14 protein-coding genes are annotated in these 15438 nt (G+C 72.9%); 12 read left to right on the forward strand and 2 right to left on the reverse strand.

Features of this window, described 5'->3' with window-relative positions; genetic code table 11:
• Positions 1–14 precede the first annotated feature (14 nt).
• The 5 genes from dxr (at position 15) to ACZ7KX_RS37755 (ending at position 5615) form a co-directional block, all read left to right on the forward strand.
• A complete protein-coding gene (gene dxr / locus ACZ7KX_RS37735) occupies positions 15–1259 on the forward strand; it encodes a 1-deoxy-D-xylulose-5-phosphate reductoisomerase (RefSeq protein WP_470330466.1) in 1245 nt (414 codons plus the stop codon).
• Positions 1260–1339: 80 nt separating this feature from the next.
• Complete coding sequence (locus tag ACZ7KX_RS37740; protein ID WP_470330467.1) at positions 1340–2644, forward strand: M50 family metallopeptidase; 1305 nt, start codon at positions 1340–1342, stop codon at positions 2642–2644.
• Between the two features lie 143 nt (positions 2645–2787).
• Positions 2788–3948 (forward strand): flavodoxin-dependent (E)-4-hydroxy-3-methylbut-2-enyl-diphosphate synthase, encoded by a 1161-nt coding sequence (gene ispG, locus ACZ7KX_RS37745; protein ID WP_470330468.1) that lies wholly within the window; start codon positions 2788–2790, stop codon positions 3946–3948.
• Between the two features lie 166 nt (positions 3949–4114).
• Positions 4115–4990: a GNAT family N-acetyltransferase gene (locus tag ACZ7KX_RS37750; protein ID WP_470330469.1), complete on the forward strand. Its 876-nt coding sequence runs from the start codon at positions 4115–4117 to the stop codon at positions 4988–4990.
• A gap of 76 nt (positions 4991–5066) precedes the next feature.
• A complete protein-coding gene (locus ACZ7KX_RS37755) occupies positions 5067–5615 on the forward strand; it encodes a GNAT family N-acetyltransferase (RefSeq protein ID WP_470330470.1) in 549 nt (182 codons plus the stop codon).
• A gap of 23 nt (positions 5616–5638) precedes the next feature.
• Here ACZ7KX_RS37755 and ACZ7KX_RS37760 read toward each other — a convergent pair whose 3' ends face one another.
• Together ACZ7KX_RS37760 and ACZ7KX_RS37765 are read right to left on the reverse strand one after the other, a co-directional pair.
• Positions 5639–6562: an aminoglycoside phosphotransferase family protein gene (locus ACZ7KX_RS37760; RefSeq protein WP_470330471.1), complete on the reverse strand. Its 924-nt coding sequence runs from the start codon at positions 6560–6562 to the stop codon at positions 5639–5641.
• 69 nt (positions 6563–6631) lie between these two features.
• Positions 6632–7618 carry a ferritin-like domain-containing protein gene (locus ACZ7KX_RS37765; protein WP_470330490.1) on the reverse strand — a complete coding sequence of 329 codons (987 nt, stop codon included), beginning with the start codon at positions 7616–7618 and terminating at the stop codon, positions 6632–6634.
• Positions 7619–7911: 293 nt separating this feature from the next.
• Here ACZ7KX_RS37765 and rimP point away from each other — a divergent pair, with 293 nt between their 5' ends.
• The 7 genes from rimP (at position 7912) to ACZ7KX_RS37800 (ending at position 15409) form a co-directional block, all read left to right on the forward strand.
• Positions 7912–8451: a ribosome maturation factor RimP gene (gene rimP, locus ACZ7KX_RS37770; RefSeq protein ID WP_350525465.1), complete on the forward strand. Its 540-nt coding sequence runs from the start codon at positions 7912–7914 to the stop codon at positions 8449–8451.
• 55 nt (positions 8452–8506) lie between these two features.
• Positions 8507–9508: a transcription termination factor NusA gene (gene nusA, locus ACZ7KX_RS37775; RefSeq protein WP_350525464.1), complete on the forward strand. Its 1002-nt coding sequence runs from the start codon at positions 8507–8509 to the stop codon at positions 9506–9508.
• A gap of 88 nt (positions 9509–9596) precedes the next feature.
• Positions 9597–9890, forward strand: coding sequence for a YlxR family protein (locus ACZ7KX_RS37780; RefSeq protein WP_350525463.1), 294 nt, complete (start codon positions 9597–9599; stop codon positions 9888–9890).
• A 231-nt stretch (positions 9891–10121) separates the two neighbouring features.
• Entirely contained in the window at positions 10122–13262 is a 3141-nt protein-coding gene (infB, locus tag ACZ7KX_RS37785; RefSeq protein WP_470330472.1) for a translation initiation factor IF-2, read from the forward strand.
• Between the two features lie 150 nt (positions 13263–13412).
• Positions 13413–13709: a DUF503 domain-containing protein gene (locus ACZ7KX_RS37790; protein WP_030289887.1), complete on the forward strand. Its 297-nt coding sequence runs from the start codon at positions 13413–13415 to the stop codon at positions 13707–13709.
• Between the two features lie 153 nt (positions 13710–13862).
• Positions 13863–14303 (forward strand): 30S ribosome-binding factor RbfA, encoded by a 441-nt coding sequence (rbfA, locus tag ACZ7KX_RS37795; protein WP_350525461.1) that lies wholly within the window; start codon positions 13863–13865, stop codon positions 14301–14303.
• A gap of 2 nt (positions 14304–14305) precedes the next feature.
• Positions 14306–15409, forward strand: coding sequence for a DHH family phosphoesterase (locus tag ACZ7KX_RS37800; RefSeq protein WP_396552411.1), 1104 nt, complete (start codon positions 14306–14308; stop codon positions 15407–15409).
• Positions 15410–15438: the final 29 nt, after the last annotated feature.

Here is a 15438-nt window from a genome sequence, read left to right on the forward strand (position 1 = left end):
GACACAATGGGCCCATGACTTCGCTCGCCCACCCGCAGCTGCGCTTCACGCCCACCGTGGCGGACCCCTCCGGCCCCCGGGAGCTGGTGATCCTCGGTTCCACCGGGTCGATCGGCACCCAGGCCGTCGACGTGGTCCTCCGCAACCCGGACCGCTTCCGGGTGGTCGCCCTGTCGGCGGCCGGTGGCCGGGTGGAGCTGCTGGCGGAGCAGGCGCTGCAGCTGGGCGTGCACACCGTGGCGGTGGCCGATCCCGCGGCCGAGCCGGCGCTGCGCGAGGCGCTGGCCGCGAAGGCGGCGGGCCGTCCGCTGCCGGCCGTGCTGGCGGGCCCGGACGCGGCGACCGAGCTGGCCGCCGTGGAGTGCCACTCGGTGCTGAACGGCATCACCGGGTCGATCGGCCTGCGGCCGACGCTGGCCGCGCTGGCGGCCGGCCGGGTGCTGGTGCTGGCCAACAAGGAGTCGCTGATCGTCGGCGGTCCGCTGGTGAAGGCGGTGGCGAAGCCGGGCCAGATCGTGCCGGTGGACTCCGAGCACGCGGCGCTGTTCCAGGCGCTGGCCGGCGGGACCCGTGCCGAGGTGCGCAAGCTGGTGGTCACCGCCAGCGGCGGCCCGTTCCGCAACCGCACCCGTGAGCAGCTGGCCGGGGTGACCCCGCAGGACGCGCTGGCGCACCCGACCTGGGCGATGGGCCCGGTGGTCACGATCAACTCGGCCACCCTGGTCAACAAGGGCCTGGAGGTGATCGAGGCGCACCTGCTGTACGACGTGCCGTTCGACCGGATCGAGGTCGTGGTCCACCCGCAGTCGGTGGTGCACTCGATGGTGGAGTTCACCGACGGGTCGACGCTGGCGCAGGCCAGCCCGCCGGACATGCGGATGCCGATCGCGCTGGGCATGGGCTGGCCGGACCGGGTGCCGGACGCCGCCCCCGCCTGCGACTGGACGAAGGCCGCCACCTGGGAGTTCTTCCCGCTGGACGACGAGGCGTTCCCGGCGGTGGAGCTGGCGCGCGAGGTGGGCACCCTGGGCGGTACCGCCCCGGCCGTGTTCAACGCGGCGAACGAGGAGTGTGTGGAGGCATTCCTGAAGGGCCGCCTCGCCTTCACCGGAATCGTGGACACTGTTGCCAAGGTCGTGGCCGAGCACGGACAGCAGGACGGTCGGTCGGCGGCCCCGGGAACTTCCCTGACGGTGGAGGACGTCCTGCACGCGGAGGACTGGGCGCGCGCCCGGGCCCGCGAGCTGGCGGCCGGCTGACGGTCGGCCGACGGCGGACTGACGGCCTCGATAGCGGTAGGACGAGACGATGAGCGGAGCGGCATGACGGAGGACCAGCGGTGGCAACGGTTTTGACGGTGGTCGGCATCCTGGTCTTCGTCATCGGGCTGCTCATCTCGATCGCCTGGCACGAACTCGGCCACCTCTCCACGGCCAAGCTGTTCGGCATCCGGGTGCCGCAGTACATGGTCGGCTTCGGCCCGACCCTCTGGTCGCGCCGCAAGGGCGAGACCGAGTACGGCATCAAGGCGATCCCGTTCGGCGGGTACATCCGCATGATCGGGATGTTCCCGCCGGGTGATGACGGCCGGATCACCAAGCGCAGCAGCTCGCCCTGGCGGACCATGATCGAGGACGCCCGCGAGGCGTCCTACGAGGAGCTCCAGGAGGGTGACGAGCACCGGCTCTTCTACTCCCGCAAGCCCTGGAAGCGCGTCATCGTCATGTTCGCCGGGCCGTTCATGAACCTGGTCCTGGCGTTCGGGCTCTTCCTGACCGTCATGATGGGCTTCGGCGTCTCCATGAACGTGCCGACGGTCAGCACCGTCGCGCAGTGCGTGGTCAAGGCGGGACAGCCGACCGACAACTGCCCGGAGGGCGCCCCGCAGACGCCGGCCGCGCAGGCCGGGCTGAAGGCCGGGGACAAGATCGTCTCCTTCGACGGCGACCGGATCCGCACCTACGACCAGCTCCAGGCGGACATCCGCCGGTCGGCCGGGCGGACCGTCCCCGTGGTGGTCCAGCGGGACGGGCAGCAGGTCACCCTCAACCCGACCATCGCCGTCAACGACGTCCAGAAGTACGACGGGAACAACGTCCCGATCAAGGGCCAGACCATCCAGGCCGGGTTCCTCGGATTCACTCCGGCGAGTGGTGTCGTCCGGCTGGGCTTCGGGCAGTCGCTCGACCGGATGTACGACATGGCCGAGGGCGGGGTGAAGTCGCTGGTCGCCCTGCCGGGCAAGATCCCCGGGCTGTGGAACGCCGTCGTCGGCGACGCCCCGCGCGATCCTGACTCGCCGATCGGCATGGTCGGCGCCGCCCGGGTGAGCGGCGAGGTCTTCTCGCTCGACATCCCCGGCACCCAGCGGATCGCGTTCTTCGTGAACCTGCTGGCCGGCATCAACCTGTCGCTCTTCCTCTTCAACATGCTGCCGCTGCTCCCGCTGGACGGCGGCCACATCGCCGGCGCGGTCTGGGAGGCGGTCCGCCGCCGGTTCGCACAGCTGTTCAAGCGGCCCGACCCGGGCCCGTTCGACGTCGCCAAGCTGATGCCGGTGGCGTACGTCGTGGCCAGCATCTTCATCGGCTTCACGCTGCTGGTGATGGTCGCCGACCTGGTGAACCCGGTGAAGATCAGCTAGGGCGTTCGGGTACGGCGGGTGTGCTGGGGCCCGTTGCCGTGCCGTACCGTTGAGGCCGGGTGCGCGACGTCAGCGCACCCGGCCTCGGCCGTCCCAGCGGCCGGGCGGTCGACCACACCTCTACCCCGGGGAACCCTGCGCACATGACCGCGATCTCGCTCGGTATTCCGTCCCTGCCGCTCAAGCCGCTCGCCAAGCGCCGGCACTCCCGGCAGATCATGGTCGGCAACGTGCCGGTCGGCGGCGACGCCCCGATCTCGGTGCAGTCGATGACCACCACCGTGACCTCGGACATCAACGCCACGCTGCAGCAGATCGCCCAGCTCACCGCGTCCGGCTGCCAGATCGTCCGGGTCGCCGTGCCCTCGCAGGACGACGCCGACGCGCTGCCGATCATCGCCAAGAAGTCGCAGATCCCGGTCATCGCGGACATCCACTTCCAGCCGAAGTACGTCTTCGCGGCGATCGACGCCGGCTGTGCGGCCGTGCGCGTCAACCCGGGCAACATCAAGGCCTTCGACGACAAGGTCGGCGAGATCGCCAAGGCCGCCAAGGACGCGGGCATCCCGATCCGGATCGGCGTCAACGCCGGCTCGCTCGACAAGCGCCTGATGGAGAAGTACGGCCGGGCCACCCCGGAGGCGCTGGTCGAGTCCGCGCTGTGGGAGTGCTCGCTGTTCGAGGAGCACGACTTCCGCGACATCAAGATCTCGGTCAAGCACAACGACCCGGTCGTGATGATCAACGCCTACCGCCAGCTCGCCGCCGCCTGCGACTACCCGCTGCACCTCGGTGTGACCGAGGCAGGTCCGGCCTTCCAGGGCACCATCAAGTCGGCGGTCGCCTTCGGCGCGCTGCTGGCCGAGGGCATCGGCGACACCATCCGGGTCTCGCTCTCCGCCCCGCCGGCCGAGGAGATCAAGGTCGGCAACCAGATCCTGGAGTCGCTCGGGCTGCGCGAGCGCGGCCTGGAGATCGTCTCCTGCCCGTCCTGCGGCCGCGCCCAGGTGGACGTCTACAAGCTCGCCGAGGAGGTCACCGCCGGCCTGGAGGGCATGGAGGTGCCGCTGCGGGTGGCGGTCATGGGCTGCGTCGTGAACGGCCCGGGCGAGGCGCGCGAGGCCGACCTGGGCGTCGCCTCCGGCAACGGCAAGGGCCAGATCTTCGTCAAGGGCGAGGTCATCAAGACCGTCCCCGAGTCGAAGATCGTCGAGACCCTGATCGAGGAGGCGCTCAAGCTCGCCGAGCAGATGCAGGCGGCCGGCGTCGAGGCGGGGGCGCCGACCGTCGTCGCGGGCGAGTGAACCCGTAGCGTGTCCTGATGGCGCGGGGATGCCCGCGTGAAGTCTTCCGGAAGCGGGGCCGTCCGTTCGTGGACGGCCCCGCAGCCGTAGCCGGGTGGGGCCACGGAGTAGGGTGCGGCCAGAGTCGTCTCAGTGAGGTGCTGTCTCGATGCTCGATCGAGGTGTGATGCTCCCGAGCTCTTTCCAGGCCGCCCGGGCCCTGGCCACCACCCGGGTGCTGGAGCCGCCCGACCTCGCGGACGCCCTGGAGATCCTCCACCGCGACCCGGTCGCCAACGCCTTCGTCGCGACCCGCGTCGAGGCCGTCGGGCTCGACCCGTGGCGGCTCGGCGGGGAGATGTGGGGCTGGTACGACGGGGACGGCGCGCTGGACGCGCTCTGCTACGCCGGGGCGAACCTGGTCCTGGTCGACGCCGGGCCGGAGGCGGTCGCGGCCTTCGCCGAGCGGGCCCGCCGGCAGGGGCGGCGCTGCTCCTCGATCGTCGGGCCGGCCGAGGCCACCGCGAGGTTCTGGGCGCTGCTGGAGCGCAGTTGGGGCCCGGCACGTGAAGTCCGCGGCCACCAGCCGCTGTTGGCCACCTCGGTGCCGTCGGCGGAGATCGCACCGGATCCGCTGGTCCGCAGGGTGCACCGCAACGAGGTCGAGACGCTGATGCCGGCCTGCGTGGCGATGTTCACCGAGGAGGTCGGGGTGTCGCCGCTGGCGGGGGACGGCGGGCTGCTCTACCAGGCCCGGGTCGCCGAACTCGTTTCCACCGGGCGGTCCTTCGCGCGGTTCGGGGAGGACGGGCAGGTCGTCTTCAAGGCGGAGATCGGGGCCGTGACGCAGGGCGCCTGCCAGATCCAGGGCGTCTGGGTCGCGCCGGAGCACCGGGGCCGGGGGCTGTCGAAGTCGGGGATGGCGGCCGTCCTGGACATCGCTTTGCGTGAGGTGGCGCCCGTGGTGTCGCTGTACGTCAACGACTTCAACCTGCGGGCCAGGGCGGCCTATCGCCGGGTGGGGTTCCGGGAGGTCGGGGCGTTCATGAGCGTGCTGTTCTGAGGCCGTCGTCCGCACCGGACCGCCGTGTTCGGATCTTCCGCCGCGTCGCGGGGCCGCTGGTAGTAACGTCCGGAGCATGGATCAGCTGACCGGGGTGACGATCGGGGCCATCGACCTTGCGGCCTGGGCGCCGCAGGCGCTGGAGGTCCAGGCGGTGGCGTTCGGGCTGACGCCCGAGGAGGTCGCGGTACGGCTGCACATCGTCGGGCGGCACGCCCAGCAGCCGGGGGTGATCGCGCTCGGCGCGATGAGCGAGGGGCGGCTGGTCGGCTTCGGGTACGGGATGCCCAACCAGCGCGAGCACTGGTGGAGCACGGTGATCGAGCCCTACCTGACCGTCCGGGGGCACGCGGACTGGCTGGACGGCGCCTTCGCCGTCACCGAACTGCACGTGCTGCCGGAGTTCCAGGGGCAGGGCGTCGGTTCGCGGCTCATCCGGACGCTGTGCGAGCGCTCGGGGCTGGACCGCAGCATCCTGTCGGCGATCGACGCGGAGACGCCGGCGCGGCGGTTGTACCGGGCGCTCGGGTACCAGGACCTGGCGCGGGCGGTGCGCTTCCCGGCGACGGAGCGGCTGTACGCGGTGATGGGGGCCCGGCTGCCGCTGCGGCGGTCGGGGGGCTGAGGGGCCGCCCGGACGGAGCGCGGTCAGAGCGAGCCGGCGAGTTCGAGGTGGAGTTCGGCGTCCTCGCGGCGGTCCGCGGCGAGGGAGCGCAGCGCCAGGTCGACGGAGCGGAAGAGGGCCCAGCCGCGCAGACGCTCCTGGTCCACGTCGAGCGCGTCGGACAGCTGGTGGAGGCGCCGGCGGACGGCGGCGGGGAGGCCGGGGGAGCCGAGCAGGGTGTCCGCGCGGTCCAGCACGAGGCGGGCCAGGTCGTAGGCGCGCTCGCCGACGACGGGGCGCGGGTCGATGGCCAGCCAGGGGGCGCGGTCGGCGGCGAGGACGTTGCCGTGGTGGAAGTCGCCGTGCAGCAGGAAGGACTCCTCGGCGGAGTCGGCCAGGCTCCGGGCGGTCTCCAGGGCCTCGTCCACCAGGGCCTGCGCCTCCGCGGCGGCGGGGTGGGCGCGCTGCTCCACGACCCGGTCGGCGGTGGCGGCGACCCGCTGGGCGAGGGTGGGGAAGGGGTGTTCCCCGGGGAGTTCCACCCAGAGCCGGTGCAGCAGGCTGGTGGCCTCCAGCATGGCCTTGGGCTCGGCGAGGGAGCGCAGCGGGATCTCGCCGTGCAGGCGTTCCAGGAGGAGCACGCCCTCGGAGGGGACGGCGTCGAGGAGGAGGACGGCTCCGCGGCCGGCCCAGTGGGTGAGGGCCGCGTGCTCGTGGGCGGTCTCGGGGGTGAGCAGGCCGGCCTTGAGGACGGCGGGTGAGAGGTCGTCGCGGTGGACGTACGCGACCAGGCTCAGGCTGCCGCCGGGGTCGAGGACGCGTTCCAGGGTGAGGTCCCAGGCGGCGAGGTGGGCGGCCGCCCGGGCGGGGAGGGCGGCGAGCCACTGGCGGCCCGCTTCGCCCTGCGTGGCGGTGACGGTGTCCGTCAGCCAGGTGGGGACGGTGATGGTGGGTGCGGCTCCCGACATGGGTCCATTGTCGGGCTTCGGCGGCGCGGGCGGGGTGCTCGGGCGGGCGGGTGTCGCGGTTCCCGGTCCTCAGCCGGCGGTGGGCGAGGGGGTAGGGGCCCGGTCCTGGACGCCCGGGAAGGGTTGGTCGGGGGCGCCCCAGCGGTGGGCGCGGAGGGCGCAGTCACGCAGGGCGAGGGCGGCGGTGAGCCGGTGCGGGGCGGGGACCGCGGCGACCAGGTCGGCGTAGACGGTGGTCAGGCGGGTTTCGAGATGGGCGGCGAGCCCGGCGGCGTCCGCGGCGGAGGCGACCGGGAAGGGCAGCCGGTAGCCGCCGGCGGCGGGGGTGGGGGCGGCGCCGAGGGCGGAGACCAGGCGCTGCCAGCTGTCGCGCTGGGCCTGGTGGGCGGCGTAGGCCGTGCGGGCGTCGGCGAGTCGGGGGTCCCCGGGCAGGTGGGCGCCGACGACGCCGTAGCCGTAGACCGCGGCGTGTTCGGCACCGAGGGCGTTCTGGAGCGCGGTGAGGGCCGCGGGGGTGGGGCTCGGCGCGGGGGTGGCCGAGGGGGAGGCGGTGGCGCGGGCGGGCGCCGGCGGGGCCGGGGCGCCCAGGACCGCCGCGTGGACGCCGTTGGCGGCGGCGGCGGAGGCGAGCAGACGGGCGAGGGACGGGCTCGCGGCGTCCAGGTCGGCGAGGCGGGACTCGCCGGTCCTGCGCTCCAGCTCGGCCAGGCCGGGACCGGCGGGGGTGGGACCGGCGGAGGAGGGAGCGGTGGACGTGGGAGCGGTGGTCACGGGCGGCGAGGGGACGGCCGCGGCGGTCAGGCCTTCGGCGAGGGCGGCGCGCTGCCGGGCGACCTCCGCGCGGAGGTCGGCGCTCCGGACGCCGGGCGGCGGGGGCAGGGTGTCGTACCCGGCGAGGAGGGCGTCGGTGGCGGCGATCGCGCGGAGGCGGACGGGGGTGTCCGGGTCGGGGCGCAGGCCCCCGGTGCCGGAGGCGGGGCCGGTGTGGTCGGCGGTGCAGGCGGTGAGGGTGAGCAGTCCGAGGGCCAGGAAGGTCCGTCGGCTGTGCGGCTGCATCGGGGTCACTCCGGGGCGTGTACGGGAGGACGGCCTCCCCGCCGGACCTCGTTGGCGTGAATGATTACAGAATCCCCACGTTCCGTGGCCCGGTTCGGGTACACCGGGCCCCGGGTGGGCACGTGTGAGCTTGCTCGCAGTGGGTGGCGTGCGAGCGGTCGGGGGTGGTCCGGAATCGGTGGTTGGGGGCTTCACCGGCTAGGCTTTGGGCCGAGCTGCCGTGACCCGGTGTGGCGCCGAGGGCGCGGGGCGACCTTCTGACAACAGCAGACGCGGCCGAGGAGTCCACCCGGATGAGCACCACCCACACCGACCGGCTGCGAGCGTTGCTGGAGCCGCTGGCCGCACAGGCCGGACTGGACCTGGAGGACGTCAGGGTCACCAAGGCGGGCAGCCGCCGGCAGGTGCAGATCGACGTCGACACCGACGGCGGCGTGGACATGGACACCATCGCCGAGTTCAGCCGGGTGGTCGGCGAGGCCCTGGACGAGTCGGACCTGATGGGGGACGACGCCTACCTGCTGGAGGTCGGCTCGCCGGGTGCGGAGCGCCCGCTGGTGCTGCCCCGGCACTGGCAGCGGGCCGAGGGCCGGCTGGCCGCGATCCACCTGGTCGACGGCGGGGAGATCGTCGCCCGGGTGCTGGAGGCCGACGAGGACGGCGCGCTGGTCGAGGTGCAGCCGGTGAAGGGGCGCGGCCGCCCGAAGGAGCGCCGTCTGGAGTACGGCGAGGTGGCCCGGGCACGGGTCCAGGTCGAGTTCAACCGCAAGGACGACGAGAAGCTCCTGGACGAGGCCGCCGACTTCGACGAGGGGGACGACGGCGCCGAGTGACCCCCGGGTGCCGTACGACCATGACGAACGTGACGAAAGACGAGGAGGCGTAGCCGTGGACATCGACATGAGTGCCCTGCGCACGCTGGTCAACGAGAAGAACATCCCCTTCGACCTGCTGGTCGAGTCCATCGAGTCCGCCCTCCTCACCGCGTACCACCGCACCGAGGGCTCGCGCCGCCGCGCCCGGGTGCACCTGGACCGCAAGAGCGGCCACGTCACCGTGTGGGCCATGGAGGACCCGACGGAGCTGGACGAGGGCGTCGAGCCGAAGGAGTTCGACGACACCCCGAACGGTTTCGGCCGGATCGCGTCCAGCATCGGCATCCAGGTGATGATGCAGCGCCTGCGCGACGCCGCCGACGACCAGACCTTCGGCGAGTACGCGGGCAAGGAGGGCGACATCGTCACCGGTGTCGTCCAGCAGGGCAACGACCCGAAGAACGTGCTGGTCGACATCGGCAAGCTGGAGGCCATCCTGCCGCCGCAGGAGCAGGTCCCGGGCGAGGACTACCGGCACGGCACCCGACTGAAGTGCTACGTGGTGGCGGTCCGCCGCGGCGTCCGCGGGGCATCGGTGACGCTGTCGCGCACCCACCCCAACCTGGTGAAGAAGCTGTTCGCGCTGGAGGTCCCGGAGATCGCGGACGGCAGCGTGGAGATCGCCGCCATCGCCCGCGAGGCCGGCCACCGCACCAAGATCGCGGTCTGGTCCCGCCGGGCCGGGCTGAACGCCAAGGGCGCCTGCATCGGTCCGATGGGCTCCCGGGTCCGCGCCGTGATGGGCGAGCTGCACGGCGAGAAGATCGACATCGTCGACTGGTCGGAGGACCCCCGCGAGATGGTCGCCGCGGCGCTGTCCCCCGCGCGGGTGACCAGCGTGGAGATCGTGGACGCCGCCCAGCGTTCCGCCCGGGTGATCGTGCCGGACTACCAGCTGTCGCTGGCGATCGGCAAGGAGGGGCAGAACGCCCGTCTGGCAGCCCGTCTCACGGGGTGGCGGATCGACATCCGGCCGGACACCGAGGGCCAGTCGGAGGACGGCGGCCGGGAATAGCCCGACCGGTCGTGCGTGTTGTCACAGCCGTCCCCGCGGGTCCCCCGGGATCTGCGGGGCGGCGCCATGTCGCTTCGGAGGGGTAGACTTGCCTTCGTCTGGCCGGACGCACGTCCGAGCACGCCCGGAACGCACCTGCGTGGGCTGCCGCAAGCGAGCGGCCAAGCACCAGCTGTTGCGTGTCACGGCGGTCGAGGGCGAGTGCGTCCCCGATCCCCGTGGCGCACTGCCGGGCCGGGGCGCTCACCTGCACCCCGAACCGGCCTGCCTCGACCTCGCGGTCCGCCGTCGGGCGTTCCCCCGGGCCTTCCGGCTCCAGGGCGCGCTCGACACGGAGCGGCTCCGCGAGTTCATCGGGGAGCGGGTAGGCGGAGCCTCTTAGGCGGGCCACCTCCCGCGACGACCGCCGCTCCACGCGGCGGAAGAACCACCGCAACAAGCACAGCGTTCGGGAAGCCGCGCGCCGTGCCACCAGTCAGGTACCTCGCGATGTGGAAGTAGGTCGAGATTGCGATGAGCACTCGATGAGTACGCGATGAGTACGCGATGGGTACGCCCATGAAGTAGCGACAGTCCGGCGGACGAGACCCCCGGACTCATAGACAGGAGTGAAGTGGCTAAGGTCCGGGTTTACGAACTCGCCAAGGAGCTTGGCTTGGAGAGCAAGGCCGTCATGGCCAAGCTCACCGAGCTCGGTGAGTTCGTCCGTTCGGCGTCCTCGACGATCGAGGCGCCGGTCGTGCGCAAGCTGACTGACGCGCTTGGTGTGGCCCCCACCGGTGGTGGCGCTGCCAAGCCTGGCCCGCGGAAGCCCGCGGCGCCCCAGCCCGCGGCTGGTGCCGCGGGTGCACCCAAGCCGGGTGCTCCGACCCCGGGTCCGCGCCCTGGCGCGACCCCTGGTCCCCGCCCCGCACAGACCGCAGGTCCCGCTGCCGGATCGGCTCCCGCCGCTCCGGCCGCCCCCGCCCCCGCTGCCCCGCGTCCGGGTGCGCCGACTCCGGGCCCGCGCCCGGCTGCGCGCCCCGCCGCCCCGGCGGCTCCGGCGGCCCCGGCCGCGCCCGCGGCCGAGTTCTCCTCGCCGGCTCCGGCCGGTGACGCCCCGCGTCCCGCCGCCCAGGCCCCGCGCCCGAGCGGCCAGGCCTCCGGCGGCGCCCGTCCGGGCCCGCGTCCGGCCGGCCCGCGTCCGGGCAACAACCCGTTCACCTCGGGCAGCGCCACCGGCATGGGTCGCCCCGGCGACCGTCGCCAGGGCGCCCAGGGTGGCGACCGTCCGCGTCCGGCCGGTGGTCCCGGTGCGGGTGCTCCCCGTCCGGGTGGCGACCGTCCGCGTCCGGCCGGTGGTCCCGGTGCCGGTGCTCCCCGTCCGGGTGCTCCGCGTCCGGGTGGTCCCGGTGCGGGTGCTCCCCGTCCGGGTGGCGACCGTCCGCGTCCGGCCGGTGGTCCCGGTGCCGGTGCCCCCCGTCCGGGTGGTGCTCCGCGTCCCGACGGCATGCCGCGTCCGGCTGCGCCGCGTCCCGGTGGCCCGACCCCGTCCGGCATGCCGCGCCCGAACCCGGGCATGATGCCGCAGCGTCCGGCCGGCCCGCGTCCGGGTCCGGGTGGCCGTGGCCCGGGTGGCCCCGGTGGCCGTCCGGGTGGTCCGGGTGCCGGTGGCGCCCGTCCGGGCTTCCAGGGTCGTCCGGCCGGTCCGGGCTCGCGTCCGGCGGGTGGCGGCGGCTTCGGCGGTCCGCGTCCCGGTGGCGGTGCCCCGGGTGGCGGCGGCGGCTTCGGCCCGCGTCCCGGCGGCTTCGGCGGTCGTCCCGGCGGCCCGGGTGCCCGTGGTGGCACGCAGGGCGCCTTCGGTCGTGGCCCGGGCGGTCGCCCGGCGCGCGGTCGCAAGTCGAAGCGGGCGAAGCGCCAGGAGTACGAGGCCATGCAGGCCCCGTCCGTCGGCGGTGTGATGCTGCCTCGCGGCAACGGCCAGACCGTTCGCCTGTCGAGCGGCGCCTCGCTGATGGACTTCGCGGAGAAGATCAACGCCAACCCGGCCGCGCTCGTCTCCGTCATGTTCAACCTCGGTGAGATGGTCACCGCGACCCAGTCGGTCTCCGACGCCACGCTGCAGCTGCTGGCCGACGAGATGGGCTTCCAGCTGGAGATCGTCAGCCGGGACGACGAGGACCGCGAGCTGCTGGAGTCGTTCGACATCGACTTCGGCGCCAACGAGGGCGACGAGGACCAGCTGGCCCCGCGCCCGCCGGTCGTCACCGTCATGGGTCACGTCGACCACGGTAAGACCCGCCTGCTGGACGCCATCCGCAAGTCCAACGTGGTGGCCGGCGAGGCCGGTGGCATCACCCAGCACATCGGTGCCTACCAGGTGGTCACCGAGGTGAACGGCGAGCCGCGTCCGATCACCTTCCTCGACACCCCGGGTCACGAGGCGTTCTCCGCCATGCGTGCCCGTGGTGCCAAGTCCACCGACATCGCGATCCTGGTGGTCGCGGCCAACGACGGTGTCATGCCGCAGACGGTCGAGGCGCTGAACCACGCCAAGGCCGCCGGTGTGCCGATCGTGGTCGCCGTCAACAAGATCGACGTCGAGGGCGCCGACCCGACCAAGGTCCGCGGTCAGCTGACCGAGTTCGGCCTGGTGGCCGAGGAGTACGGCGGCGACACCATGTTCGTCGACATCTCCGCGCGCCAGGGCCTGCACATCGACCAGCTGCTGGAGGCCGTGGTCCTGACCGCGGACGCCTCGCTGGACCTGCGGGCCAACCCCGAGCAGGACGCGCAGGGTATCGCCATCGAGGCGCACCTGGACAAGGGCCGCGGCGCCATGGCGACCGTGCTCGTGCAGCGCGGTACCCTCCGCGTCGGCGACTCGATCGTCGTGGGCGACGCCTACGGCCGCGTCCGCGCGATGCTGGACGAGAACGGCAACAACCTCACCGAGGCCGGTCCGTCCCGCCCGGTGCTGCTGCTCGGTCTCACCTCGGTGCCCCGCGCCGGCGACAGCTTCATCGTCGTCGACGAGGACCGCACCGCGCGCCAGATCGCCGAGAAGCGCTCGGCCCGCGACCGCAACGCCGCCTTCGCGCAGCGTCGGGTCCGGGTGTCCCTGGAGGACCTGGACAAGGCCATCGCCGCCGGCTCCATCGAGCAGCTCAACCTCATCATCAAGGGTGACGTCTCCGGTTCGGTCGAGGCCCTTGAGGACGCCCTCGTCAAGCTGGACGTGGGCGAGGAGGTCGAACTCCGGGTCCTGCACCGCGGTGTGGGTGCCATCACCGAGTCCGACGTGGACCTGGCGATGGGCTCGGACGCCATCATCATCGGCTTCAACGTGCGCGCCGAAGGCCGTGCGCGTACCGCGGCCGAGAAGGAAGGCGTGGACGTCCGGTACTACTCGGTCATCTACCAGGCGATCGAGGAGATCGAGAACGCCCTCAAGGGCATGCTCAAGCCGGAGTACGAGGAGGTGCGCCTCGGCGCCGCGGAGATCCGCGAGGTCTTCCGCTCCTCCAAGTTCGGCAACATCGCCGGTGTCCTGGTCCGCGACGGCATCATCCGCCGCAACGCCAAGGCCCGCCTGCTGCGCGACGGCAAGGTCGTGGCGGAGAACCTCTCCATCGAGGGTCTGCGCCGCTTCAAGGACGACGCGACCGAGGTCCGCGAGGGCTTCGAGGCCGGTGTCACCCTGGGGTCGTTCAACGACATCAAGGTCGACGACATCATCGAGACCTACGAGATGCGCGAGAAGCCGCGCGCCTAGTCGGTGTCAGCCGGGGCCGGTCGACGGGTGGTATTTCCGTCGACCGGCCCCGGTCTCGCTGTGTAGGGTCCGGGGTAGTCAGACGTAGCGGCAGCAGCCCGGTTCCGGGCTGCTCCCCGAGGCCTTCCAGGTCGGCGAGACCTGTCACACATGTTCGTGGGAACACTCACCTTCGACCTGCTGCTGGGCGATGTCCACTCGCTCAAGGAGAAGCGTTCGATCGTGCGGCCCATCGTGGCCGAACTGCAGCGCAAGTACAGCGTGTGCGCTGCCGAGACCGGGAACCAGGATCTGCACCGCCGGGCCGAGATCGGCCTCGCGGTGGTGTCCGGCGAAGCCGGGTACGTCACCGAGGTCCTGGACAGCTGTGAGCGGTTGGTCGCCGGCCGCCCCGAGGTGCAACTCCTCTCCGCGAGGAGGAGGTACCACAACGACGACGACGAATGAGAGCTGTGGAGCCGGTCGGCGGAAGTCGCCGTTCTCACACAGATCAGGACCGAGAGCGCCCGCAAGGCCGGGCGCGGGCCGGTACTTTGGGGCTTGGGCCCCGACGGGTGCGCAGCTCGCCCGGGTACCGGGCCCACTGCACGAGGAGGCAACGTGACCGACACCGCAAGGGCGCGCAAGCTCGCCGACCGCATCCAGGTGGTCGTCGCCCAGACCCTGGAGCGGCGGATCAAGGACCCCCGGCTGGGGTTCGTGACCATCACCGACACGCGGGTGACCGGCGACCTGCGCGAGGCCACCGTCTTCTACACCGTCTTCGGTGACGAGACCGAGCGCCAGGCCACCGCGGCCGCGCTGGAGAGCGCCAAGGGCGTCATCCGCTCCGAGGTCGGAAAGATCGGGGTGCGCTTCACCCCGACGCTGACCTTCGTCGCGGACGCGCTGCCGGACAACGCCCGGAACATCGACGACCTGCTCGACCGCGCCCGGCACTCCGACGCCGAGGTGCGCACTCAGGCCGCCGGGGCGACCTACGCCGGCGACGCGGACCCGTACCGGGTCCCGGCGTCCGAGCGTGACGACGAGGACGAGTAGTCATGGCGGGTGAGCCGGCGAAGGCCGCCTCGCGAACCGGATCGACCACGGGGGCGCCCTCCACCATCACGGTGGAGGGTGCCCTCGCGGCGCTCCCGGGGCCGCGCGCCGAGGAGAGCGGGTTCGAGCTGGTCTGGCAGCAGGTGGTGGCGGAGATCGGGCGGGCCCGCTCGATCGACCTGATCTGCCACATCTGCCCGGACGGCGACGCGCTCGGCTCCTCGCTCGCGGCGGCGCTGGCGCTGCGCGCGCTCGGCAAGCAGGTGCGGGTCTCCTTCGGCGACGACCCGCAGGTCGTGCCCGAGTCGCTGGCCTTCCTGCCCGGCCAGGAGCTGATCGTGCCGGCCGCCGAGGTGCCGGACGTGCCCGAGCTGGTGCTCTGCTTCGACGTGGCCGCGGAGAGCCGGCTCGGCCTGCTGCACGACAAGGCCTTCGCCGCGCCCGTCCTGGTGGTGTTCGACCACCACGCCTCCAACCCGGGCTTCGGCACGCACCAGCTGATCGACCCGACCGCGCCGGCCACCGCCGTGCTGGTCGACGAACTGCTGCGCCGGCTCGGCGTCGAGCTCGACCGGGACCTCGCCGCCTGCCTCTACACCGGCGTCGCCACCGACACCGGCTCGTTCAAGTACCGGGCGACCACGCCCGCCACCCACGAACTCGCCGGCCGGCTGCTGGCCACCGGCATCCGGCACGACCTGATCTCCCGGCAGCTGTGGGACACCTCCTCCTTCGGGTACCTCAAGGTGCTCGCGGGCGCGCTCGACCGGGCCGTCTACGAGCCGGACGCGGCCGACGGCCTCGGCCTGGTGTGGACCTGGGTGCCGTACCAGGACCTGGCGTTGTTCAGCGTCACGGTCGAGGAGATCGAGGGGCTGATCGACATCGTGCGCCGCCCGGCCGAGGCCGAGGTGGCGCTGGTGCTCAAGCAGGACCCGGACGGCACGCTGCGCGGCTCCTCGCGCTCCAAGGGCGCGGTGGACGTCGCCGCGGCCTGTGCCGAACTGGGCGGCGGGGGGCACGTCTACGCGGCCGGATTCAGCGTCCGGGAGGACGTGGCCGCCGTGGTCGAGCGGTTCCGGTGCGCACTGCGCCCGGTACGTTGACCACCTGCTGACGTATTCCGAAGTTTTCA

This window comes from Kitasatospora sp. NPDC038210 (assembly GCF_055600605.1).

Bases quoted from the DNA above. Each gene is read 5' to 3' on its own strand.
- ACZ7KX_RS37790 (WP_030289887.1), top strand. From the start codon at position 13,413: ATGTTCGTGGGAACACTCACCTTCGACCTGCTGCTGGGCGATGTCCAC.
- ACZ7KX_RS37760 (WP_470330471.1), bottom strand. From the start codon at position 6,562: ATGTCGGGAGCCGCACCCACCATCACCGTCCCCACCTGGCTGACGGAC.
- ACZ7KX_RS37800 (WP_396552411.1), top strand. From the start codon at position 14,306: ATGGCGGGTGAGCCGGCGAAGGCCGCCTCGCGAACCGGATCGACCACG.
- dxr (WP_470330466.1), top strand. From the start codon at position 15: ATGACTTCGCTCGCCCACCCGCAGCTGCGCTTCACGCCCACCGTGGCG.
- ACZ7KX_RS37755 (WP_470330470.1), top strand. From the start codon at position 5,067: ATGGATCAGCTGACCGGGGTGACGATCGGGGCCATCGACCTTGCGGCC.
- ACZ7KX_RS37750 (WP_470330469.1), top strand. From the start codon at position 4,115: ATGCTCCCGAGCTCTTTCCAGGCCGCCCGGGCCCTGGCCACCACCCGG.
- rimP (WP_350525465.1), top strand. From the start codon at position 7,912: ATGAGCACCACCCACACCGACCGGCTGCGAGCGTTGCTGGAGCCGCTG.
- ispG (WP_470330468.1), top strand. From the start codon at position 2,788: ATGACCGCGATCTCGCTCGGTATTCCGTCCCTGCCGCTCAAGCCGCTC.
- ACZ7KX_RS37765 (WP_470330490.1), bottom strand. From the start codon at position 7,618: ATGCAGCCGCACAGCCGACGGACCTTCCTGGCCCTCGGACTGCTCACC.